Annotated in this window: 22 protein-coding genes; 5 read left to right on the plus strand and 17 right to left on the minus strand. The window is 60.5% G+C overall.

The genetic code is table 11. The features are described from left to right. The 16 genes from P792_RS38135 to P792_RS21830 all read right to left on the minus strand — a co-directional run. Positions 1 to 990 (minus strand): ATP-dependent DNA helicase RecQ (locus P792_RS38135; protein ID WP_023977363.1); only part of this gene is annotated, 990 nt, incomplete at its 3' end. Positions 991 to 1,007: 17 nt separating this feature from the next. Beyond that, positions 1,008 to 1,403, minus strand: a complete 396-nt coding sequence (locus P792_RS21760) for an OmpA family protein (protein WP_023977364.1) — start codon at positions 1,401 to 1,403, stop codon at positions 1,008 to 1,010. Between the two features lie 99 nt (positions 1,404 to 1,502). After that, on the minus strand, positions 1,503 to 3,188 hold the full coding sequence (gene cydC, locus P792_RS21765) for a thiol reductant ABC exporter subunit CydC (RefSeq protein WP_023977365.1): 1,686 nt from the start codon (positions 3,186 to 3,188) through the stop codon (positions 1,503 to 1,505). Next, positions 3,185 to 4,936, minus strand: a complete 1,752-nt coding sequence (cydD, locus tag P792_RS21770; RefSeq protein ID WP_023977366.1) for a thiol reductant ABC exporter subunit CydD — start codon at positions 4,934 to 4,936, stop codon at positions 3,185 to 3,187. The genes cydC and cydD overlap by 4 nt, the downstream gene beginning before the upstream one ends. A gap of 302 nt (positions 4,937 to 5,238) precedes the next feature. Further along, complete coding sequence (locus P792_RS21775; protein ID WP_023977367.1) at positions 5,239 to 5,553, minus strand: hypothetical protein; 315 nt, start codon at positions 5,551 to 5,553, stop codon at positions 5,239 to 5,241. A gap of 131 nt (positions 5,554 to 5,684) precedes the next feature. Then, entirely contained in the window at positions 5,685 to 6,146 is a 462-nt protein-coding gene (locus P792_RS21780) for a type II toxin-antitoxin system RatA family toxin (protein ID WP_023977368.1), read from the minus strand. Further along, on the minus strand, positions 6,146 to 7,129 hold the full coding sequence (gene lipA, locus P792_RS21785; RefSeq protein ID WP_369794189.1) for a lipoyl synthase: 984 nt from the start codon (positions 7,127 to 7,129) through the stop codon (positions 6,146 to 6,148). The genes P792_RS21780 and lipA overlap by 1 nt, the downstream gene beginning before the upstream one ends. An 8-nt stretch (positions 7,130 to 7,137) precedes the next feature. Beyond that, a complete protein-coding gene (gene lpdA, locus P792_RS21790; protein WP_023977370.1) occupies positions 7,138 to 8,541 on the minus strand; it encodes a dihydrolipoyl dehydrogenase in 1,404 nt (467 codons plus the stop codon). 3 nt (positions 8,542 to 8,544) lie between these two features. Next, the gene (locus P792_RS21795; RefSeq protein WP_023977371.1) at positions 8,545 to 9,810 is read right to left on the minus strand and encodes a pyruvate dehydrogenase complex dihydrolipoamide acetyltransferase; all 1,266 of its coding nucleotides are present in this window, start codon (positions 9,808 to 9,810) and stop codon (positions 8,545 to 8,547) included. Between the two features lie 12 nt (positions 9,811 to 9,822). After that, complete coding sequence (locus P792_RS21800) at positions 9,823 to 11,169, minus strand: pyruvate dehydrogenase complex E1 component subunit beta (RefSeq protein ID WP_023977372.1); 1,347 nt, start codon at positions 11,167 to 11,169, stop codon at positions 9,823 to 9,825. A gap of 3 nt (positions 11,170 to 11,172) precedes the next feature. Next, positions 11,173 to 12,195 carry a pyruvate dehydrogenase (acetyl-transferring) E1 component subunit alpha gene (pdhA, locus tag P792_RS21805; RefSeq protein WP_023977373.1) on the minus strand — a complete coding sequence of 341 codons (1,023 nt, stop codon included), beginning with the start codon at positions 12,193 to 12,195 and terminating at the stop codon, positions 11,173 to 11,175. A gap of 104 nt (positions 12,196 to 12,299) precedes the next feature. Continuing rightward, the gene (trpC, locus tag P792_RS21810; RefSeq protein ID WP_031239899.1) at positions 12,300 to 13,211 is read right to left on the minus strand and encodes an indole-3-glycerol phosphate synthase TrpC; all 912 of its coding nucleotides are present in this window, start codon (positions 13,209 to 13,211) and stop codon (positions 12,300 to 12,302) included. Beyond that, complete coding sequence (gene trpD, locus P792_RS21815) at positions 13,208 to 14,326, minus strand: anthranilate phosphoribosyltransferase (protein ID WP_023977375.1); 1,119 nt, start codon at positions 14,324 to 14,326, stop codon at positions 13,208 to 13,210. Before trpD ends, trpC begins: the two co-directional genes overlap by 4 nt. Further along, positions 14,327 to 14,923, minus strand: coding sequence for an aminodeoxychorismate/anthranilate synthase component II (locus tag P792_RS21820; RefSeq protein ID WP_023977376.1), 597 nt, complete (start codon positions 14,921 to 14,923; stop codon positions 14,327 to 14,329). It abuts the gene before it with no gap. A gap of 74 nt (positions 14,924 to 14,997) precedes the next feature. After that, positions 14,998 to 16,476: an anthranilate synthase component I family protein gene (locus P792_RS21825; RefSeq protein WP_023977377.1), complete on the minus strand. Its 1,479-nt coding sequence runs from the start codon at positions 16,474 to 16,476 to the stop codon at positions 14,998 to 15,000. Then, a complete protein-coding gene (locus P792_RS21830; RefSeq protein WP_023977378.1) occupies positions 16,473 to 18,392 on the minus strand; it encodes a peptidylprolyl isomerase in 1,920 nt (639 codons plus the stop codon). Before P792_RS21830 ends, P792_RS21825 begins: the two co-directional genes overlap by 4 nt. Before the next feature lie 254 nt (positions 18,393 to 18,646). Here P792_RS21830 and tpiA point away from each other — a divergent pair, with 254 nt between their 5' ends. From tpiA to P792_RS21855, 5 genes are all read left to right on the plus strand, one after another. Next, positions 18,647 to 19,396, plus strand: coding sequence for a triose-phosphate isomerase (gene tpiA, locus P792_RS21835; RefSeq protein ID WP_023977379.1), 750 nt, complete (start codon positions 18,647 to 18,649; stop codon positions 19,394 to 19,396). A gap of 34 nt (positions 19,397 to 19,430) precedes the next feature. Continuing rightward, the gene (secG, locus tag P792_RS21840) at positions 19,431 to 19,787 is read left to right on the plus strand and encodes a preprotein translocase subunit SecG (protein ID WP_023977380.1); all 357 of its coding nucleotides are present in this window, start codon (positions 19,431 to 19,433) and stop codon (positions 19,785 to 19,787) included. A 91-nt stretch (positions 19,788 to 19,878) separates the two neighbouring features. Then, positions 19,879 to 21,510 (plus strand): CTP synthase, encoded by a 1,632-nt coding sequence (locus tag P792_RS21845; protein ID WP_023977381.1) that lies wholly within the window; start codon positions 19,879 to 19,881, stop codon positions 21,508 to 21,510. Beyond that, positions 21,507 to 22,334, plus strand: a complete 828-nt coding sequence (kdsA, locus tag P792_RS21850; RefSeq protein WP_031239902.1) for a 3-deoxy-8-phosphooctulonate synthase — start codon at positions 21,507 to 21,509, stop codon at positions 22,332 to 22,334. Before P792_RS21845 ends, kdsA begins: the two co-directional genes overlap by 4 nt. After that, positions 22,324 to 22,797 carry an OsmC family protein gene (locus tag P792_RS21855; protein ID WP_023977383.1) on the plus strand — a complete coding sequence of 158 codons (474 nt, stop codon included), beginning with the start codon at positions 22,324 to 22,326 and terminating at the stop codon, positions 22,795 to 22,797. Before kdsA ends, P792_RS21855 begins: the two co-directional genes overlap by 11 nt. On the opposite strand, the gene P792_RS21860 is transcribed toward P792_RS21855, so the two are convergent. Next, entirely contained in the window at positions 22,785 to 23,273 is a 489-nt protein-coding gene (locus P792_RS21860) for a DUF3429 domain-containing protein (RefSeq protein ID WP_023977384.1), read from the minus strand. The two genes, P792_RS21855 and P792_RS21860, sit on opposite strands and share 13 nt — an antisense overlap. Positions 23,274 to 23,297: the final 24 nt, after the last annotated feature.

Here is a 23,297-nt window from a genome sequence, read left to right on the forward strand (position 1 = left end):
CCGACCAATCTGCTGATAATAGGCCTCGGGCGACGCAGGCATGTCCAGATGGACCACACAGCGGACATCCGGGCGGTCGATGCCCATACCGAAGGCTACTGTCGCGACGATGACCATTGGCTCGCCACTGCGAAACCGCAGAAGCGTTGCGTGTTTTTCCTGTGGCGACAGGCCAGCGTGAAACGGCAAGGCGTTGAAGCCTCTCTCACGCAGGCTTTTCGCCATGCGCTCCGTGCGATTGCGGCTGCCACAATAGACAATCGAGGCATCGTCGCGATGCCGGGTGAGTGCGTCCTGCACCTGCTTCGTCTCGGAGCCCTTTGGAGAGGCTGCAAGGAACAGATTGGGACGATGGAAACTCGATGTGAGACGACGCGCCTGCGGCATGCCCAGCGCCAGCAGGATATCATCCTGCGTTCGTGAGTCGGCTGTGGCCGTCAGGGCGATACGGGGAACGCCGGGGAAGATCTCTGGCAGATCCGCCAGGGCCCGATATTCGGGACGAAATTCATGGCCCCATGCCGAGACGCAATGGGCCTCGTCGATCGCAAGGACCGATACCGGGTTACGTGCGAGCCAGCGCGCTGTACCGGGTGATACCAGCCTCTCGGGCGAGATATAGAGGATATCGAGCCGACCATCGCGCAGATCGCTGCGTATGCGCTCAAGCCGGTCCGGATCGAGCTCGGAGTGCAAAGCTGCTGCATTGACGCCGAGCTGCCGCAATGCCGCCACCTGATCGTCCATCAACGCAATCAGGGGTGAGATCACGATACCCATACCGGGTCGGCACAGGGCGGGAACCTGATAGCAAAGGCTCTTGCCCCCGCCTGTGGGCATGATGACGAGCACATCCTCGCCATTCATGACCGCTTCGATGACCTCTGCCTGCTGCCCCCGGAAACTCGAGAAGCCGAAAACGCGGTTCAGTACCGCGTCGGGCGTTTCGCGTTCGTCGGAGACGATTGATGAGAGGTCAGTTAAATCCAAGGTTCAGATGGAGCTTCTCAATGCGTGGAAGGATCGACTTCAATCGTCACCACGCGCGAGGCCACAGCGGCATCCTCGTTATTCTTGGGCGGACGCGCCATCTGGGTAATCTGGGCGGCGCCGACACCGGCCTTTGTCAGAGCTGCTGCGACAACCTTCGCACGCTCGACGGACAGCATTTCATCGGCGGAGAGGTTGCCGTGGGCACCGGCGTGACCGATCACTTCAATCGTCTTGGCCTGCGTGTCGCGCGCGTCGGCAGCAGCCTGATCGATGATGTTCTGGGCACTGGCCGAAACAGTGGTCGAGGCGGGTTCGAAGAAAACAGGGTAACGGTCGCGATCTGCACCGCCATTACAGGCAGAGAGACCCGTCAGGGCGAACACCGACAACATCACAGGCAGACGACGCATCTTTATTTCCTTCTCGAATCGCCGTGACATCCACGGGGCCGTGACGATGTCACTGCCTTGTGGCTTACCGCCCGTCAAGCAGACGCCCCAACTTGCTTCCTAGAGCGGCAATGGCGCGAGGGTCCCGGTCTCGATACGCCAGGCCCGGTCGAGGTTTTCAAGCCCCGTCAGACGATGCACAATGAGGATGACAGTGCGCCCCTGCATCGTGCGACCCAGCGTTCGCAGAAAGGCGCGCTCGGTCACGCTGTCGAGCCCCGTCGCAGGCTCATCAAGAATGACAATCGGTGTGTCGCGCAGGAGTGTTCGGGCCAGAGCGATGCGACGCCCCTGCCCGCCTGACAGCCGTGTTCCGCCCTCGCCCACCCAGGAATCAAGCCCATCGGGCAGGGCTTGCACAGTCTCGGCCATTTCGGCGCGCTCCAGGGCCGCCCAAAGGGCCTCATCGCTCACACCCTCACGACCGAGAAGCAGGTTGTTCCGTATGGTATCGGCAAACAGATGGGTCGATTGGGACAGCCATCCGATCTGTCCGCGCAGGCTCGTTGTATCGATCGTTGAAAGATCATGACCGCCAAACAGGATTTGTCCGGATTGCGGACGTGCCACCTTGAGCAGCAGCGCTGCAAGGCTGGATTTTCCTGCGCCTGACGGCCCGACCAGAGCGATATGCTCGCCTGCTCTTATGGTGAAATCGACGCCTTTTAAGACAGGCGCACGTGCCGGATCCCACCCGAAGGTCACATCGCGCAGCACAAGGTCGCCAGCCTCAGGCGCCGGGCAGTGAGTGCCTGCCGCGCTCGGTTTCGCCTCGGAAACCTCGACAACACGCTGGGCCGCCTGCCCAACCTGCGTCGCCAGCACACTGGTGCGCGCCAACGTGCCGATGCTCTCGAAAATCATTCCGGTAAGGAATATGAGCGCTATGCCGGAAACGTAATCGAGGGTCAGCTTTCCGAACCCGGCAAGACCTATAAGGATCAGTACAAGCGCTGCCTGACCGCATAGATAGGACACGGCCCCTGCACCAGCCATGGCGCGCGCCTGATCCAGCTGGGCATCATGAAGCCGCGCCTCCTCGGCCGTCAGGCGCTCCGCAAGACGGCTCTCACCGCCAAATGCCCGTGCCTCGCGCAGGCCAGTTGCCAGATCGACCGCAGCGACGCGCAAGGACGATTCTGCATGGAGAATGACTGCACTGCGTGATGCAGCGCGCCGAGCGGATACGACCGGTACGACACAGGCCGCGACAAGAAAAAGACCGGACAACGCCAGCCCGAAACGCCAGTTTGCATAGCCTGCAACAAGTGCAATGACCGGCAGGGACAGCGCGATACCCAGCATGGGCATGGCGATACGCAGATAAAGATTATCGAGCAGTTCGACATCGCCGACGAGACGATTCAGCAGATCACCCGCGCGCCGAAAGCCAAGACCTGCCGCAGCGCCGGAAGCGAGAGTGCGGAAGAACCACACCCGGAGCGCCGCAAGGGCGCGGAACATGGCATCATGGGCAAACAGGCGCTCGGCATAGCGCAGCACGATACGCGCACCACCGAACGCCCTCAGCAAACCGAGCCCAGCGCCCATTCCGAGCGCAAGCGAGGTCACTCTGGCCCCTGCATTCCACATCAGCGCCATGCCGCTCAGCAGGGCGAGTGCGGAGAGGATCAGGCCAAGTAGCAAACGGCCGCCGTAGGGCCGCCAAACCCGAAGAATGATCCCGAGAGCCTGCCCGACACTTGGCGTAGCAGAGGGCGAAGGATGAGACGCTCTCATGGTCATGCGGGAATCTCCGATCTCACACGGACCGTGGACGTACTCGGTTTCATGGCTGAAGGTGATGGACCGAGGCGCAGCTTGATGGTTGCGAAAGCCTGCATGGCAGCAGAATGACTGCTCAGAATAACCGTCCGGCCTTTTGCCAGATCATGAAGGGCCGCAATGATACTGCGCTCTGTATCCGGATCGAGATGCGCCGTTGGCTCGTCCAGCAACAGGAGCGGCGCATCCTTCAGATAGGCTCGCGCAATGGCCACACGCTGGGCCTGCCCTCCGGAAAGGCCGAAACCTCCCTCGCCAATCTCGGTATCCAGCCCCATCGGCAGGTCCTGCAGAAAAGTGTCGACCGCTGAAGCTTTGATGGCCACATCTAGGGCCGCCTGATTTGCGTCTGGTCGGGCGAAAAGCAGATTGTCGCGCAGGGTACCGGCGAAGATGACAGGCTTCTGCCCAATCCAGGCAAGATGGCGGGCGATATCTGCCCCCCGCATCGTCGCGATATCCTCCCCGTTGAAAAGGATCGCTCCATGATCGGGCCGGATGAAACCAAGGATCAGTTCGATAAGGGTCGATTTACCCGCGCCTGAAGGCCCGTCGAGCAGCAGTGTTTCTCCCGGCTGCACCGTGAAGGAAATATCGTCGAACACCGCGGGCCGATCGTCGGCCCAGCGGTAGCCCAGACGCTGCGCCTCTACCGTAAGAGGCCCCGGCACAACGGCGTTGGCAGCGCCCTGAGCCGCTTCAGAGCTTTCCCCATCCAGTCCATGCATCGCCTCAGCCGCGCCAGCAGCCTGGGCCCGATCCTGATAGGCCAGAGCCAATCCACGGAAAGGCGCAAAGAATTCCGGGACCAAAAAAAGCGCGAAAAGGGTCTGAGCGAAATGTGGTGAAGGTCGAACATGACCCGTCGAAGGCTGGTCCTGAACGCCGGTAACGAGATGGATGAAATGACCCTGTGTCAAAACGATCAGAATGATCGCCACGACCATCGCCACATCAATGGCTGCCGAGGAAAAGAACGCCACGCGCAGAATCCTGACGGTGCGTCGGCGCAACTCATCGGCTGAGTGTGCCAGAGATGCGGCTTCGGCGTCCGTTGCGTTTGAGAGAACTATGGTCGCGATACCGCGAACCCGATCGAGAAACCGTGCCTGAAGACGCACCATGGCCAGAAACTGGTTGCGTGACGCCAGTGCGGCACCGATGCCGAACACAGCCTGCGCTACCGGAACGAAGGCCCCGCATATTGCCAGAATCAGTGCTGCGCGGGCGTCGACCGCCAGCACTGCCACGAGAACAATGGCGGGAAAGACCATCCATGTCATCGAGGCGGGCAGCCAACGGGCAAAATAGCCATCCAGCGCTTCGATACGATCCACCAGCAGGGCTGCAATCTCGGCGGAGTGCTGACGGCGCAGCAGGGCTGGCCCGACATTGAAAACCGAACTCAGCGCCGTTCGGCGCAACCGTTCGCGCGACTTAACGCCTGCGCGGGCCGCATAATGCTCCTGCGCAAACAGGCAGATTGCCCGCAGCAGGGAAAGCACGGCGAAGGCCCCGATAAGACCGGGAACCGACGGGTCGTAACCGACCAATAGACGACCGATTGTCGATGCAAGGAACCAGGCCTGACCGATGCCGACCAATGTCGAGAAGCAACCGATCGCTACGACGGGCAGGGCCGCACGTTTGGCTGGCCCCGCATATTGCCGCACCCAGGCCCGCACCAGTTTTTTATCAACACCGCTCATGATGGGGGCATATAGGCAATGCAAACGACGAAACATAGGGTTTCGAGAGGCAGATTGCAGAACATTTAGGCTGCGGCCTTGGCTGCGACAGATGCCCCCCAATCGTCGGGGCTGATCGCAATGCGCGCAAACGCGGCAATAAAAAACCCTGCCTCATTCGAGACAGGGTTTGAGAGCCTCCGCACCAGAAAGGGCAGATGTATCAGCAGAGATGCATCACGCCGAGAAGGGTGGAAAGCCGCTGTTCCTTCCCATGACAATCAGACTTCACACCTGAACCACGGGAAGGAACGCTGGATCAATTACTGACCTGAAGACGCCGGCATCGTTGAAGCAGGCATCTTCATGTTGTTGTCCATCGGCATGGGGGCCGGAGACGGTGCAGTGGCATTGGCCATCGGCGCGGCTGCCGGAGCGGTTGCCGGGACGGGGGTCTGGGCCTGCTGTAGGCTGCGCGCATTCAGGTCTTCGGTCGATGCCGAACCCTTGTCAGCCTTCTGGTGGTGCATGGCAGTCTTGCTGGCATGAGCCTTGTGGCCCGTATGCTTGGCGAATGCCGGGGTTGCAACAGCAAAGGTAGCGGCCATCAGCGTGGCGCCCAGAGCAGAAATCTTCATCGTTCATCCTTCCTTGATACACAGATATCGGGGCCGGATTTGCGTATTGCGACGCAAACCACACCCGTCTCTAAGCAGGAAACGTAACGAAGGCGTTGCAGTTGCGGTGTAATCGAAAAACGTCCGCGTGATTACTGGCGGATCACAGCACCGGGCTGCGACGATACCCCGTAAGTATCACGCGCGCGTTTAATGAAGGCTGAGACCATCAACCGGACGCCCTCATTGAACACCACCCCGATCGCATTCTGCAGGAGGCGCGACCGGAACTCGAAATCGACGAAAAAATCGACAAGGCAGCCCCGTGGGTCAGGGGTGAATGTCCAGACATTATTGAGATATCTGAACGGGCCTTTCTCATACCGCACGCGTATGCGGTGTGGTCTTTCCAGCGAGACACGGCTCGTGAAAGTCTCGCGAAACGGGCCAAAGCCAACAGTGAGATCCGCGACCAGTTCGTGTTCGGTGCGTGATTTGATGACTGCCTTGACGCACCACGGCAGGAACTGGGGATAGGCACCCACATCGGCCACGAGATCGAAAAGCTGCTCAGGACTGTAAGCGATCAATCGTTGCTCGGCATGGGTGGGCATTACTGTCTCTCCGGCTGGAGCGCTTCCTGCTTCAGCCTGTTCTGTCGCGCCTCACGAAGCGCTGCGAAATCGGAATCGGCATGATAGGACGAGCGTGTCAGCGGACTTGAGCTGACCTGCAGGAAGCCCTTGGCGCGAGCCATGCGGGCAAATTCCTCGAACTCGTCAGGCGGCACGAATTTTGCCACGGCAGCGTGTTTGGGCGTTGGCTGCAGATACTGGCCCATCGTGATGAAATCGACATCGGCGATACGGAAATCGTCCATCACCTGTGCCACCTCCATCTTCTCCTCACCAAGACCCAGCATTAGCCCAGATTTGGTAAAGATCGAGGCATCGAGCCACTTCACGTCATCCAGCAGACGCACGGACTGGAAATAACGCGCGCCCGGGCGGATAGACGGGTAAAGCCGGGGGACGGTTTCGATATTATGATTAAAAACATCAGGCCGAGCCCGGACGACGACCTCAAGCGCGCCGGGCTTGCGCAGGAAGTCTGGCGTCAGGATCTCGATCGTCGTTTCCGGCGATGCTTCGCGTACCCTTGCAATCGTCTGGGCGAAATGCAGCGCGCCACCATCGGCCAGATCATCGCGATCTACAGAGGTGATGACCACATGACGCAGCCCGAGCTTGGCCACCGCTTCTGCCACGCGCTGTGGCTCGTCGGCATCCAGCACTTTAGGCATGCCTGTCGTGACGTTGCAGAACGAACAGGCGCGTGTGCAGATCTCCCCCATGATCATCATGGTGGCGTGGCGCTGTGACCAGCATTCACCGATATTCGGGCAGGCTGCTTCCTCACAGACTGTCACCAGCCTGTTATCGCGCATGAGCTTGCGCGTTTCCTGATAGACGGGGCTGTTGGGCGCCCTCACCCTTATCCAGTCCGGCTTGCGCTGGATCGGGTTGTCCGGCCGGTTGGCCTTTTCAGGATGGCGAAGCGAGCCTGGCTTGCGATGATCGATGGTAATGCGCTGCATGGTCATGACTAGAAGTGGAGTGCTCCACCCCAGGCTGCAAGGAGCGACTCATGCATCGTTTCCGAGATTGTCGGGTGCGGGAAAACCGTCTCCTTCAGCTCGGCCTCGGTGAGTTCGGACGTCCGTGCGATCACATAGCCCTGAATCATCTCCGTCACTTCAGCACCGATCATGTGAGCACCCAGCAATTCGCCGGTTTCAGCATCGAAGATGGTTTTGGTCAGGCCATCCGGCTCGCCCATGGCCAGCGCCTTGCCATTGGCGAGGAACGGGAACCGGCCGATCTTGAGCTTGCGTCCTGTTGCCTTGGCTTTTTCTTCGGTCAAACCCACCGACGCCACCTGGGGACGGCTATAGGTGCAACCCGGAATATTGAGCGGATGGAGCGGCTCGGGATCGTGGCCTGCTATCTTCTCGACGCAGATCACACCCTCATGGCTGGCCTTGTGTGCCAGCCATGGCGCACCCGCCACGTCGCCAATGGCCCACAGGCCCGGCTCGCCGGTGCGGCAGAACTCATCGACAATGATATGGGTCTTGTCGACCTTGACCGTGGTCTGCTCGAGGCCGAGGTCTTCCACATTCCCGACAATACCAACCGCCAGAATGACCTTGTCGACAACAAGATCGGTCGTGCCCGATGCTGTCGTGATCCGGGTCAAGACGGTGCCATCCTTCTTGTCGAGCGGGCCAACCTTGGCGCCGGTCAGTACCTTGATGCCCTGTTTCTCGAAGGCCTTCTGCGCCATGGCGCTGATTTCGGCATCTTCGGCAATCATGATGCGATCGGCCACTTCGGCAATGGTCACCTCCGCGCCCATATTGCGATAGAACGACGCGAACTCGACGCCAATCGCCCCGGATCCGATGACCAGAAGACGCTTTGGCAGTTCCTTGGGCACCATCGCCTCGCGATAGGTCCAGACCAGTTCCCCATCGGGCTCGAGCCCGGGGAAATGGCGGGCGCGGGCGCCTGTTGCCAAAATCACGTCGGGCGCAGCAATACGACCGGTTTCCTTGCCATCCTTGCTGATGGCCACGACATGCGCCTTGCCATCGCGACCGGCGAGCTTGGCGCGGCCATCGTAAACCTTGACCTTGGCCTTTTTCAGCAATCCGGCCACACCGCGCGACAGCTGACGCGACACGGCGCGCGAGCGCGCCACCACTTTCTCGATGTCGAAGCTCACCTTTTCGGCGCTAAAGCCGAACTCGGAAAGATTGTGCAACTGATGATTGAGCTCGGACGCCCGCAGCAATGCCTTGGTCGGGATGCAGCCCCAGTTAAGGCAGATGCCCCCCAGATGGGTGCTTTCGACCACAGCGACATTCTTGCCAAGCTGCGCGGCGCGCAGGGCAGCGACATAGCCGCCCGGCCCGCCGCCCACGACGATCAGATCGAATTTGTCCATGGGTCAGATCACCAGTCGATAGGGGTTTTGCACGACGTCACGCAGGGCATTGAGCCATTTCGCACCGAGTGCTCCATCGACCGCACGATGGTCAACAGAGAGGGTGGCTGTCATGACAGTGGCAACCGCAAGCTGATCGCCACGCACGACGGCGCGCTTCTCACCAGCGGCAATGGCCAGAATACCGGCCTGGGGCGGGTTGATGATGGCGGCGAATTCACGCACGCCAAACATGCCCATATTGGAAATCGAGAACGTGCCGCCCTGGAATTCTTCCGGCTTGAGCTTGCCGTCACGGGCACGCTTGGCCAGATCACGCGCCTGCTCACTAATTTCACGCAGGGTCTTGCGATCCGCCTGACGGATGATCGGTGTGATCAGGCCATCAGGAATCGAGACCGCCATCGAGATATCGATGTCGGGGAAATGCAGCGTCTCGGCTTCGGTGAACTGGACGTTCAGGCCGGGGCAATCGCGCAACGCCAGGGCCACAGCCTTGATCATCATGTCATTGACAGAGATCTTGAACTGCCCCTCACCCTCGCTGGGTGATGCTGCATTGAGCTGGCTACGCAGGGCAAGCAACGCATCAAGCTCGATATCGACCGAGACATAGAAATGCGGGACGTTCTGCTTGGACTCACTGAGACGACGCGCAATGACCTTGCGCATGGACGAGTTCGGCACGCGCCTGGCTTCAGCCGGAGCGGAACCCGCAGCCGTCACCGTTGCCAAAGCCTCAGCAGGCTTCGCGTTCTCGACGTCGCGGCGCAGGATACGGCCGTTAGGGCCTGTTCCCTTCAGCGCAGCGAGATCGATACCCTTCTGTGCGGCAATGCGACGTGCCAGCGGTGAGGCGAAAACGCGCTTGCCGTGGGATGCAGCCACCGGCGCGGCCTGAGACTGTGCGGGCGCAGCAGCCGGGGCTTGGGCGGGAGCCGATTGCACGGCGGTCTGTGAGGCCGTATCGGGGGCAGGTGCGGCTTTCTGCGCCGGCGCCGACTCAACGACGTCAGGCACAGCCTCGCCTTCCTCAACGAGAATAGCGATGGGCGAATTGACCTTCACCCCCTCGCTGCCTTCCGGCACGACAATACGGCCGAGGATTCCCTCATCGACCGCCTCGACTTCCATCGTGGCCTTGTCGGTCTCGATCTCGGCAATCAGATCGCCTGACTTGACTGTATCGCCTTCCTTCTTCAGCCAGCGCGAGAGCGTACCCTCGGTCATGGTCGGAGAAAGAGCGGGCATCAGGATATTGGTAGCCATGGTCGCAGCCCCTCAGAACAGTTTGCGAACCGCGTCCACCACCCAGTCAGGCTGCGGAAGCGCATGTTTTTCGAGATTGGCGGCGTATGGCAGCGGAATATCCAGACCACAGACGCGCGCAGGCGGGGCATCGAGATAATCAAACGCCTGCTCACAGGCCACCGTACAGATTTCGGCGCCAATGCCAGCGACCGGCCAGCCTTCCTCAACTGATACGATACGGCTTGTCTTCTTGACGCTGTTGATGATCGTCTCGGTATCGAGCGGACGGATGGTGCGCAGGTTGATCACCTCCGCCTCAATACCCTGCTCGGCCAGCTTGGCAGCGGCTTCGAGCGCCACACCGACCATGATCGAGAACGCCACAAGGGTCACGTCCTTGCCCTCGCGTTCGATCTTTGCCTTGCCGATGGGCAGGATGAACTCCTCATCCACCGGGCAGGGGAATTTCTGCCCGTACAGGATCTCGTTTTCGAGCACGATCACCGGGTTCGGGTCACGAATGGCCGCACGCAAAAGGCCCTTGGCATCCTCTGATGACCAGGGGGCAACGACCTTCAGACCGGGCACATGGGCGTACCAGCTGGCATAGCACTGCGAATGCTGCGCACCCACGCGCGCTGCTGCGCCGTTCGGGCCGCGGAACACGATGGGACAGCCCATCTGTCCGCCCGACATATAGAGCGTCTTGGCGGCGGAATTGATGATGTGGTCGATCGCCTGCATGGCGAAGTTCATGGTCATGAACTCCACGATCGGCTTAAGGCCTGTCAGAGCGGCACCGACGGCCATACCGGTGAAGCCATGCTCGGTGATCGGTGTATCGATGATGCGACGCTCACCGAATTCGTCGAGCAGACCCTGACTGATCTTGTAGGCGCCCTGATACTGGGCGACTTCCTCGCCGAGCAGGAACACATCGTCATCACGACGCAGCTCTGCGGCCATCGCATCACGCAGGGCTTCACGCACGGTGATAACCGAGGTCTCGCCCCATTCACGGTCCGGTGTCGCCACCAGTTCCTGCGGCTTCTGAGGAGCCTTTTCCTCAACCGCGGTCTGAACCGGGGTCGTCTGGGCAGGGGCCGGGCCGTTTTCCAGCGCCGAGATATCCTCGCCCTCTTCCGCGATGATCGCGATCTGCGTGTTCACGGCGACGTTCTCGGTGCCTTCCGGCACGAGGATCTTTGCCAGGATACCGCTATCGACCGCCTCGACTTCCATCGTAGCCTTATCGGTTTCGATCTCGGCGATGACGTCGCCGGAATTGATCTTGTCACCCGCCTTGCGGGTCCATTTCGAAATCGTGCCTTCGGTCATGGTAGGCGAAAGAGCCGGCATGAGAACAGGAGCGGCCATAACTTACGCCTCCACCAGAATATCGGTCCAAAGTTCAGAGAGATCAGGCTCGGGGCTGTTCTGCGCGAACTCGGCAGCGTCATTGACGATCTGCTTCACCTCGGCATCGATCTCTTTGAACGCCTCGTCTGTCGTACCCTTCTCGGATAGCAGCTTGTGGAGCGCCTCGATGGGATCACGCGTGCGGCGCATTTCCTCGACTTCCGAGCGGTCGCGATAACGCGCCGGGTCAGACATGGAGTGGCCGCGATAGCGATAGGTTTCCATCTCGAGTAGGAACGGCCCCTTGCCTGCACGGCAATGCGCTACAGCTTCCTGAGCCGCCTCATGCACGGCAAACAGATCCATGCCATCCACCTTGCGGCCCGGAATCTTCCAAGGCGCTCCGATTTCGGACAGGTTGTGAGCCGCAGCACTGGAGCGCTCGACGCTCGTGCCCATACCATAGCGGTTGTTTTCGATCACATAGATGCAAGGCAGCTTGTGCAGGGCGGCGAGATTGAAGCTCTCATAGACCTGCCCCTGCTGAGCGGCACCTTCGCCGAAATAGGCAACGCCCACTTCATCGGTCCCGCGATACTTGTTGGCAAAGGCCAGACCGGTGCCGATGGCCACCTGCGCGCCCACGATGCCATGACCGCCATAGAAATTCTTCTCGCGCGAGAACATGTGCATCGAGCCGCCCTTGCCATGCGAATAACCGTCCTTGCGTCCGGTCAGCTCGGCCATCACACCGCCGGGGCTCATGCCCATCATAAGCATATGCGCGTGATCACGGTAGGAGGTCACGATCTTGTCACCCGGCTTCATCGCCAGCGACATACCGACGATAACCGCTTCCTGACCGATATAGAGATGGCAGAAACCGCCAATCAGACCCATGCCGTAAAGCTGTCCGGCCTTTTCCTCGAAGCGGCGCAGCAGAAGCATATCGCGATATGCCGTGCGCACGGTCTCCAGTGGCAGGATCGGTCCGTTGTGATCGGCGAGCGGCTGAGCCGCTCCCTTATGGGCTTTGCCGGACATGCTGAGTATCTCCTGGGCCAGATCGTTGTGTCATGCACAACTCAGGGACCGGTATTTACCAGTCCCGTTGAGCAAGTCCACAACCCGGGCTGTTAATATGTGCGTTAGAGCGTGCCGAGCAGACGGCGGGCGGCGATGCCAGGATCCTGTTCGCGCAGGAGACTTTCGCCAACGAGCACGCCGCTGGCCCCTACCTCACCCACACGCGTCACATCTTCGAGTGTGCGGATACCACTCTCGGAAACGAGGATACGATCGGGCGGCACCAGCGGGGCAAGCTTGGCTGTGGTGTCCAGATCGGTCACGAGCGTACGCAGGTTACGGTTGTTGATCCCGATAAGCGAGGTGTCGAGCGCAAGGGCACGATTGAGTTCGGCTTCGTCATGCACCTCGCACAGCACGTCCATATCGAGACCACGGGCAAGAGCGATGAGTTCGGCAGCCTCGGCATCGGTCAGGGCCGAGAGAATGATCAGGATGCAATCCGCACCGATCAGGCGGCTTTCATGCACCTGCCAGGGCTCAAGGATGAAATCCTTGCGCAGGATCGGCAACGGGCAGATTTCCTTGACTGCCTTGAGATCCTCGATCGACCCATGAAAACACGAGCCTTCGGTCAGGATCGAAAGGCAGATCGCGCCCGCCGCCTCGTAAGCCTTCGCAATGCCGACCGGATCAAAATCCGGCCGTAGAATCCCGGCCGAAGGCGAGGCTTTCTTGATTTCAGCAATCAGCCCGACACGACGATCGGCCGCCATCTGCTTGAGCGCCTGGCCGAAACCGCGCGTAGGCACACTCACCTCGCGGGCGCGTGCCGTGATTTCCTTGAGCGGCATGATCTGTGAGCGCTGTTCGACATCGATGCGCGTCCGGGCACAGATACGCGCCAGCACATCCGGCATGTCCACGCCGGAAACGGGCAATGCGGTCTCTTCCTGCACAATGGTTCCAGGCACCTGGACATCAGGAAAGCCGGCGGGCGTGTCATGCGTGGGAGTGGACGAATGATCGGTCATTTCAAGCCTGACGTCTGGATCAAATGGGAGGGGTGCACCGCAACGGCAGAATCGGGCGCCTGCTTCTGCGCCTGAACGAGGGCCGACAGGGCCAACCCTGTATCGATGGCATGTGCGGCGACCTCGACATTCCTGCGAAGGAGAGTGGGGACGATCGACGCGTTTTCAAGAATGGGGAAACGGCCAGAGACATGCAGGGCGACAGCCGTGTTGAGGAGCACGGTGTCACGATACGCGCCCTCCTGGCCGGAGAGCATGTCGAGCAGTTTGCTGGCATTAAGGGCGGGGTCACCGCCTGCGATAGCTGCGATGGGGCGGTGCGGCAGTCCCGCCATATCCGGTGTCAGGACAAGATCGAGAAAGCGCCCATCATCCCAGGCATGGATATGCGACAGGCCCGCGAGGGTGATTTCGTCGCTTCCGCCAAGATCGGTCTCGCCATGTACGGCCCACACGCACTCCGCACCGAGCGATGCCAGTGTCTCGATCACGGGGCGCAGCCAACGCTGATCGTAGATACCGATCATCTGTCGGCGGACTTCAGCCGGATTGCAGAGCGGCCCGATCAAATTGAAGATCGTGCGAAAACCGAGTGCTCCTCGGACCGGCGCGGCATGGCGCATGGCCGGATGATGCAGAGGGGCCGCGAGAAAAGCCAGACAGCCCTCACGCAAGCGGCGCGCCTGCTCGTCCAGATCCTCGCACGGGGCGATCCCCAGTGCCATGAGCGTGTCTGTTGCTCCCGCCCGGGACGACAGGGCGCGGTTGCCGTGTTTGGCCACCGGCACACCGAGACCTGCAAGCACGAAAGCAACGGCGGTGGAAACATTGAGCGTGCCGAGCCCGTCCCCCCCTGTGCCGCAGACATCCATTGCCCCTTCCGGAGCATTGGGCAGGGCTGTCATGCAGGCCCGGACGGCACGCACCGCACCGCTCAGCTCGTCGACAGTCTCGCCACGCAAGCGAAGCGCCATGAGAATGGCTGCAAGCTGCTCGCCGGGCACTTCGCCCCGCATGATGAGGGTAAAGAGTGCTTCGGTCTCTTCCCCCGAGAGACGCCGCCCCTCGGCGAGCCGACCCATGACCTGTTTGAGACGACCAGACTGCATTGTCATTCAGGCTGCTTGGGACTTCTGGCGTGCAGCACGGGCAATGTTGAGAAAATTGGCCAGCATCATCTGGCCATCTTCTGAAGCGATGCTCTCGGGATGGAACTGCACGCCATGGACTGGCAGGGTCCTATGACGCACGCCCATGATCACACCATCCTGCGACCGGGCATTGACAACAAGGGTGTCGGGTATCGTCTCGGGCGCCAGGGTAAGACTGTGATAGCGTGTCGCCTGTGTCGGGCTGGCTAGACCATGAAACAGGCCGGTGCCGTCATGACGTATGCCGTCGACCTTTCCGTGCATCGGCACAGGCGCACGGACGACCGTCGCGCCAAAAACCTGCCCGATCGCCTGATGTCCAAGGCAGACTCCCAGCACGGGCACATGCGGCGCCGCCGCTGCGATCAGGTCACAACAGATACCGGCCTCGTTGGGCGAGCATGGGCCGGGAGAAATCACGATGACTTCCGGGCGGAGGGCAAGGGCCTCCTCAACACTCAGGGCATCGTTGCGACGGACGTCACAGGCCTCTCCCAGTGCCCCGAAATGGTGGACAAGGTTGAAGGTGAAACTGTCGTAGTTGTCGATCAGCAATATCATGGCACTAAGATGGCGATGTCTCGAGTGAAGGTCAAATTCCGTTACAATGCCTGACTTTCCGGCGGTTCTGCCCGTCAGCCACCACCCCCGCTGGCCTGGATCACGGCCAGCTCCGCCGCACGGAAAATGGCGCGTGACTTGTGTCGCGTCTCCATCTCCTCACTCGCGGGATCGCTGTCGGCCACGACACCACACCCGGCCTGCACATACATCCGCCCCTTGTGCAGGATCGCCATGCGAAGGCCGATACAGGTATCCATATCGCCGTCAACGCCGACATAGCCGATGCAGCCCGAATAGGGACCACGCCGGGTCACTTCCAGCTCGTCGATGATTTCCATGGCGCGGATCTTGGGAGCACCCGTCAATGTTCCCGCCGGGAAAGCGGCGGACAGCGCATCCAGCGCGTCACATTCGGGACGAATCGTGCCCTGCACCGTGGAAGAGATATGCATGACATGGCTATAGCGCTCGACCACGAAGGACGACGGCACCGTGACCGACCCCATGCGTGCCACACGACCCACGTCATTACGCCCCAAATCGATGAGCATCAGATGTTCGGCACGTTCCTTGGCATCGGCCAGCAACTCGGCTTCGAGGCGTTCATCCTCTTCGCGATCCGCACCCCGCGGACGGGTTCCGGCAAGGGGACGCACGGTCACGACCTGATCACGCAGCCGCACGAGAATTTCAGGAGATGAACCGACGAGCGAGAAGCCATCCATCTCGACAAGGAACAGGAACGGCGCAGGATTGACACGCCGCAGGGAACGATAGAGTGCCAGTGCAGGCAGAGGAAACGCCGCCTCGAAACGCTGGCTCGGCACGATCTGGAACGCATCGCCCGCTGCAATATAATCCTGAGCCTTGCGCACCTTGTCCATGAACGCATCTGCCGTCATGGTCGAAACCGGAGCGTCGAGAACGCTGCCTTCCGGCAGCTCAGGCGCCGTGTCGAGAGGGGCTGCAATGAGCGCCCTGCTTGCACGCTCAAGCAGGGCCTGACCTGCCTCGCGGCTCATCCCGCCCTCGCGCAGGGGCACGGCAAGGTGCAGCTCGTCCCGCACCGAATCGAACACGGCAAACAGTCCCGGGCGCATCATCACGCCATCGGGCAGATGCAGATCATCCTGCGGCGCATTCGGCAGGATTTCCATCTGCCGGACCATGTCATAGCCCAGATAGCCGAAAATGCCCCCGATCATGGTGGGCAGTGAATCCGGCAACTCGGCGCGGCTTTCATCGATGAGACGACGCAGGGAGACCAGCGGTGCCTCGTTAATTTCGGTAAATACCGACCCTGCGTCGTGCGGCGCCGTGTTGATTGAGGCAACGCCATGAGCACAACGCCAGACGAGATCCGGCAGCAGGGCAATGACCGAATATCGCCCACGCGCGGCGCCGCCTTCGACACTTTCGAACAGCAGACGATATGGACGCCCCTCACCGCCACCCGCCTGAGCGGGCACCAGCGAGGAAAGCTTCATGAAAGCCGCGACCGGCGTCAGAAGGTCGGCAGCCTCGATACGCGTGAGAAATTCGGTCGTCATTCCTGTCCGGTTCCCGCCTTGAGCGCCTGCTGGAGCACCGGCATGTTCGGCACTGGCTTGATCTGCCCTTCCAGCGAATGGACAAACACCACCGGCACATCAGCGCGCAATGTGTCCTGCAATTGGGACTGCATGGAGGCGCGAAGCGCCTTGGTGCTCTCAGGGCTTGCGGGCTTGGTCGCCTTGACCGTGAACACATACAGCGCGTCACCATCGGCCATCATGCCAGTCTTGCCAACCGGGGTCGAAAAAATCTGCGAAAGAAGAGCGGATGGCAGGTTACCATTCTGCATGCGCGAGATCATCAGATCCTTCTGCATCTGAGCTTCATCGGTCGTGCCCGCCACGGCCTTATCGAGACCACCCGATTTGCGGGCGGCCTGCATGAGCGTGGTGGCACGCTCGTCTGCCATATGCATCTGACGCTCGCGAAGCCAGTCATGCCCCACCTGCTCACGCACGGTGTCATAGGGCTTCACATGACCGGGCTCGATCTCGTCCACGAGCACAGCAAAGGCGCTACCGTCCGGGCCGTTGACCAGCGAGGGCTTCTCGCCCTCCTTCTGACTGAAGATGCGCGCGATGATGGCCTTGCGGATGGCATCGCTCCCCGGCAGAGGCGCAACCTCACCATCTTTCGTCAGGCCCTGGGCATCGAGCGACCCCTGAGCCGGCACGGCGCCGATATCGTTCGGTATCTGCTCGAGGTCCGCGCTGCCCGCTATGGCATCCTGCAACGAAGCCACGCGTCCACCGAGAATTTGCGGGGCCTGCGAGCGGGCCACTTCATCACGGATATCGGCTTTCGCATGGTCGAAATCGGTCTTGTGCGGTGTATTGATTGCCGTGACGCGGAAAACGATCCAGCCTGCGGGGCTCTCGATCGGCCCTTCGATCACGCCGGAAGGCGCTTCAAAGGCAGCCTTCGCCAGTTCAGGGCTCGGGATATCGGCCTTGCGCGCATTGGGGAAGGCGACAGCTGCTGCGGCCGGATTCTGCTTTTGAAGAGCGGCGTAATCGCCACTGGCTTTCCAGGCTGCCAGAACGGCCTCGGCAGCCGCCCGGCTCTGAAGAGTCAGCACCTCGAGACTACGCGTTTCCGGCACGTCGTATTTCTGGATCTCGAATTCGTAGAAACGCTTGAGATCGGCATCAGGAATGGTGAGCGTGCGGGCAATCGTCTCTGCCGAAAGCAGGACAAGCTTGGCATGACGATATTCTGCCGAACGATAAAGCCAAGGATGCAGATCATAGAAGCGGCGAAGGTGTGCCTCCTCGGGGGCGACCGGCACGGCGACAGAGGCGCTGTCGAGACGCAGAAGGTCCACCTGATGCGCAAACGTATTGTAGGATAGCAGCTGATCAAGCACCGAGCCCGGTACCTTCATGCCGTTGCCAAGACCTTCGAGCAGGTTACGCGCACCGATATCATCACGCACCTTCGCCAGAAGATCACGCTCCGTGATATGAATCTGGCTCAGCTTGCTATTGAAGAGCTTGCGGTCGAACTGCCCGTCCGTGCCATGAAACACGCTCATGCCGAAGATCTCGTTACGAACGAGAGCATCGGGCACTTTCATGCCGTTGCGGTCCGCCAGGGCCAGAACCTCGTTCTGGGCCAGCATGCGCTGAAGCACACCCTGGGCAACCTGCTCACGCACAGCCGGGGTCAGTTGGGACGGATTGCTCAGCCCCATCTGCTGCGCAACACGCGGCATTTCGTTCTGAATGGCATTGGCGAGATCCTGGGCCCCGATCTGTCGGGTCCCGATCTTCACGGCAATATTGGCCTGATCACCGTTATAGCTGCCGACCATATCGCCGACGCCCCAGCCAACGAAGGCCAGAAAAATGAGAAGCGCAATGATGCGCCCAAGCCAGGAATCGACAACAAGATGCCGCAAAGTCGAAATCATACGCGTCCAGGATCCGCAATTCGCCAGGGATTGATTGGCAGGACCATAGTCTGACACGCTTCACTTGACCAGACGGCGCCCTTGCCCGGGAGACATCAAGCGCCCATGCCCGATGCAACGCTTGTCACTCATCTGACGATAAGATGATGCAAAGATGGCGAACAATCGCCGTTCCCCTCTGTCTCCGGTCGGAAAACATCCGCTAAGCAGGAACATCGCTCGCCGGTTAATGCAGGATCGTTGAAGGATACATGATGCGCCAGATGATCATGGGTAACTGGAAGATGCATGGCCTTCGCGGTCGGGGTTCGGAACTTGCTACCGAAATTGCAGACTCAATCAGTCCCGTTGTGGCGCAGCGCGACGTCGTGCTTGCCCCTCCCTTTACCCTGACAGCTCTCATTGCCCCCATCCTGCAATCGACTGGCATCGGGCTTGGAGCGCAGGACTGCCATGCCGAAGCCGAAGGAGCCTTTACGGGCGATATCTCTGCCCCCATGCTGGCAGATCTTGGCGTCAGACACGTGCTGCTTGGTCATTCCGAGCGACGAGAACATCATCACGAAGACAACACCCTCATCCGACGCAAGGCCGTGACCGCACAGAGATTCGGTCTCTGCCCGGTCATCTGCGTGGGAGAGAGCGCAACCCAGAAACGCGATGGACGGGCCGAGGCCTGGCTGACACGTCAGATCGTGGAATGTCTGCCCAGAACGTTCCAGGGCATCGTGGCCTATGAGCCGATCTGGGCCATCGGCACGGGCAAGGCGGCAACCGAACAGGATATCAAATCCCGCATGACGCTGATTCATGAGGTGCTGCGTCGTCATCTGGAAACGGATGACAAAACACCACGGGTCCTGTATGGCGGCTCAGTTAAGCCCGAAGATGCCGCGTCCATCCTCGCTGTTTCCGGTGTGGGGGGCGTGCTCGTCGGCGGAGCCAGCCTGTCTGCCGAATCCTTTCTCGGCATCGCAAAGGCAGGTCTCTCGTCGGCGTCCTGACGGCATATATATTGCGTTTACATGAAAGCCGGACATGACCACGCTGCTGCTCGTTCTCAATTTCCTTGTGACTATCGCCCTGATCGGCGTGATCCTTATCCAGCGTAGCGAGGGCGGTGGTCTTGGCATTGGCAGCAGCCAGGGCATGGGATCGTTCATGACAGGGCGCGGCACGGCCAATCTGCTTACACGCACCACATCAGTGCTCGCAGGCGTTTTCATGGTGCTGTGCCTTCTGCTCGCGGTACTGAACCGCGGCGCCTCGACGAACGCAGGCAACGACATTCTGGCGCAGCCCCCTGCGCCGACGGCACCTGCCGCACCGGCCACAAGCGCGACCACTCAGACGCCCGCCACGACACCTGCTCCGGCGGCGCCTGCGAAGCAGTAACGCAACAGAACGAAAAATTTCTTCCGCCCGGGTCCTCGGGCGGCATTCTTCTCGTTCCCTCGGAACACGATCCGGTGTAGGAGAGCCTTCCATGACTCGGTTCGTATTCATCACCGGTGGCGTGGTTTCCTCTCTCGGCAAGGGCATCGCTTCTGCGGCTCTTGCGGCTCTCCTCCAGGCGCGCGGCTACAAGGTCCGCATGCGCAAGCTCGACCCCTATCTCAATGTGGATCCGGGGACCATGAGTCCCTATCAACATGGCGAAGTGTTCGTAACCGATGACGGGGCCGAGACCGATCTCGACCTCGGCCATTACGAACGTTTCACCGGGGTTCATGCCCGAAAGGCCGATAACGCCACGACGGGACGCATCTATTCTGAAGTGATTGCCCGCGAACGACGTGGCGATTATCTCGGCGCGACCGTGCAGGTCATTCCCCATATCACAGACGCCATCAAGGAAGCCGTCGTGGCTGGCACGGATGGCTATGATTTCGTGCTGGTCGAAATCGGCGGCACTGTGGGCGATATCGAGAGCCTGCCTTTCCTCGAATCGATCCGTCAGCTGCGCAACGATCTGGGCCCGGCGCACACCATGTGCGTGCATCTCACCCTCCTGCCCTACATCCCCGCAGCCGGTGAACTGAAAACGAAGCCGACCCAGCATTCGGTCAAGGAACTGCAGAATGTCGGTATCCAGCCGCAGATGCTCATCTGCCGCTCGGACCGAGCAATTCCAACCAATGAACGTCGCAAGATCGCCAGCTTCTGTAATGTGCGTCCCGAGGCCGTGATTGCCGCGCTGGACGTCGACACCATCTATGCCTGCCCGATTTCCTACCACAAGGAAGGCATGGACAATGAGGTGCTGCGCTATTTCGGCCTACCTGTGGATGGCGAGCCCGATCTGAGCCGCTGGACCAAAATTGTCGAAACGCTGCGTCATCCCGATGGCGAGGTCCGTATTGCCGTGGTTGGCAAGTACACTGCGCTTCTCGACAGCTACAAATCGCTCATCGAAGCACTCCTGCATGGTGGCATTGCCAACAGCGTCAAGGTCCGCCTCGAATGGGTCGAATCCGAGACGTTCGAAAAGAATCCCGAATCGATCGCAGCGCTCGGTCGGGTCGACGGCATTCTTGTGCCGGGCGGATTTGGCGAGCGTGGCTCCGAAGGCAAGATCGAGGCTGTGCGCTATGCCCGTGAAAACGGCGTGCCCTTCCTTGGTATCTGCTTCGGTATGCAGATGGCCGTTATCGAGTGCGCCCGCTCTCTGGCTGGTCTCGACAAGGCCTCCTCCACGGAATTCGGCCCGACCGATGAGCCGCTGGTGGGTCTCATGACCGAATGGGCACGTGGCAACGAGATGCTGCGCCGCCGTGAGCATGGTGAAATGGGTGGCACGATGCGCCTTGGCGCCTACCCGGCCAAGCTCAAGCCCGGTTCACGCGCTGCCGAAATCTATGGCACGACCGAAGTGCGTGAACGGCATCGTCACCGCTACGAGGTGAACGTGCACTATCGTCAGCAGCTCGAAGCCACTGGCCTCGTGTTCTCGGGTATGTCACCCGATGATGTTCTGCCGGAGGTGGTCGAATATCCGGATCACCCGTGGTTCGTGGGCGTGCAGTATCACCCGGAATACATGTCCAAGCCTTTCGCTCCGCATCCGCTCTTCGCCGGCTTCATCGAGGCTGCCGTCAAGAAGGCTCGCCTCGCATGAATGATATCACCCTTGGCTCGCTCACCATTGGCAACAAGCACCCCTTCACGCTGATTGCCGGTCCCTGCCAGATTGAATCCCGCGCTCATGCACGCGACATGGCGGCCGGTCTTGCCGAGATCTGTGGCGATCTTGGCATCGGCTGGATCTACAAGAGCTCGTTCGACAAGGCTAACCGGACGTCTCTCAAGGCGCAAAGAGGGATCGGCCTTGCCGAAGGGCTCGATATTCTGGCGGGTATCCGTGAGAAATTCGGCTGTCCGGTACTGACCGACGTGCATGGCGCGGAACAGTGCAAGCCTGCTGCCGAAGCTGTCGATGTGCTGCAGATCCCTGCCTTTCTGTGCCGTCAGACCGATCTGCTGCTTGCGGCTGGCGAGACGGGTCGGGCCATCAATGTCAAGAAGGGGCAGTTTCTCGCCCCTTGGGACATGGCCAACGTTGCTGCCAAGATCGCGTCGACTGGCAATGAGAAGATTATGCTATGCGATCGCGGCACGAGCTTTGGCTATAATACGCTGGTAAGCGATATGCGCGGCCTGCCGATCATGGCCTCCACCGGCTATCCGGTTGTTTTCGATGCCACCCACTCTGTTCAGCAGCCGGGCGGCCTTGGTGGTGCGTCAGGCGGGCAACGTGAATTCGTGCCTCCCCTCGCCCGTGCCGCTGTGGCTATCGGTGTTGCCGCCGTGTTTATTGAAACGCACGAAAACCCCGACCAGGCACCAAGTGACGGCCCGAACATGGTGCCGCTTTCAGAGATGCGCGAACTCCTGAAGACGCTTCAGGCTTTCGACAGACTTGCCAAGTCCAATGGGTTCTAAGCGACACGTCTATTCGGTTCAGACCGAATGGACCGGCAATCACGGACTCGGGACGCGCTCATGGCATGTCTATAGCCGCAACCATGACATTGCGGCGGAAGGCAAACCCGTGATTCACGGCTCGGCAGATCCCAGCTTTCATGGTGATCCGACGGGCTGGAATCCCGGTGAACTGCTCCTTGCCTCGCTAAGTGCCTGCCACAAGCTCTGGTATCTCGGTCTTGCTGCAGGTGCCGGCCTTGTCGTGACGGCCTATCGCGACGCCGCCGAAGCCGTGATGATGGAGAACGCGCAAGGGGATGGTGAATTCGAGAGCGCTGTTCTGCGCCCCGTCATCACTCTGGCGAGCGGAAGTTCGGTCGAGCAGGCACAAAGCCTGCACGATCAGGCTCATGCCCATTGCTTCATTGCCCGCTCGGTAAATTTCCCCGTGATCTGCGAGCCTGTCTTTCAGATCGTGTAAGGCTGGAGCGGTGCGCTGAGGCAGGCGGCCAGACAAAGCACCACGACAGCCGTCAGCAGGGCGCGGAACGGGAAGTATCCAGCAGGCAGGGCGCCCTTGCGATACGCAGCACGCTCGGCCATCAACACCAGAACAAAGCCGATCATTTCCATCAGGATACCGCCGCGCGGTGCCCAGACGACGCCTGCATAAATGGCGATCCAGCTCCAGAGCGACGGCATGACACCGAGGAACAGCCTGCGTCGGTTAATCGCTCCCATGCCCTGTGCTGGCATGATGGCAGGCTGCTCAAGCGCCAGCCCCCAGTGAACCGCCCCCAGAAACGACAGGATGCAGCCGCCATAGGCTAGCATCGCCACGCCAATATGGGTGACTGGTCCCAGACTACCCCAGAACAAAGCCGCCATGGCGAGGGTGATAAATGGCACCAGACCGGCGATACCAAGGAAAATGACAAGCGGTGACAGGGGTCTCACGGAATATCCATCCTCATTTCACAT

The organism is Asaia sp. SF2.1 (assembly GCF_000505765.1).
Lineage (GTDB): Bacteria > Pseudomonadota > Alphaproteobacteria > Acetobacterales > Acetobacteraceae > Asaia > Asaia bogorensis.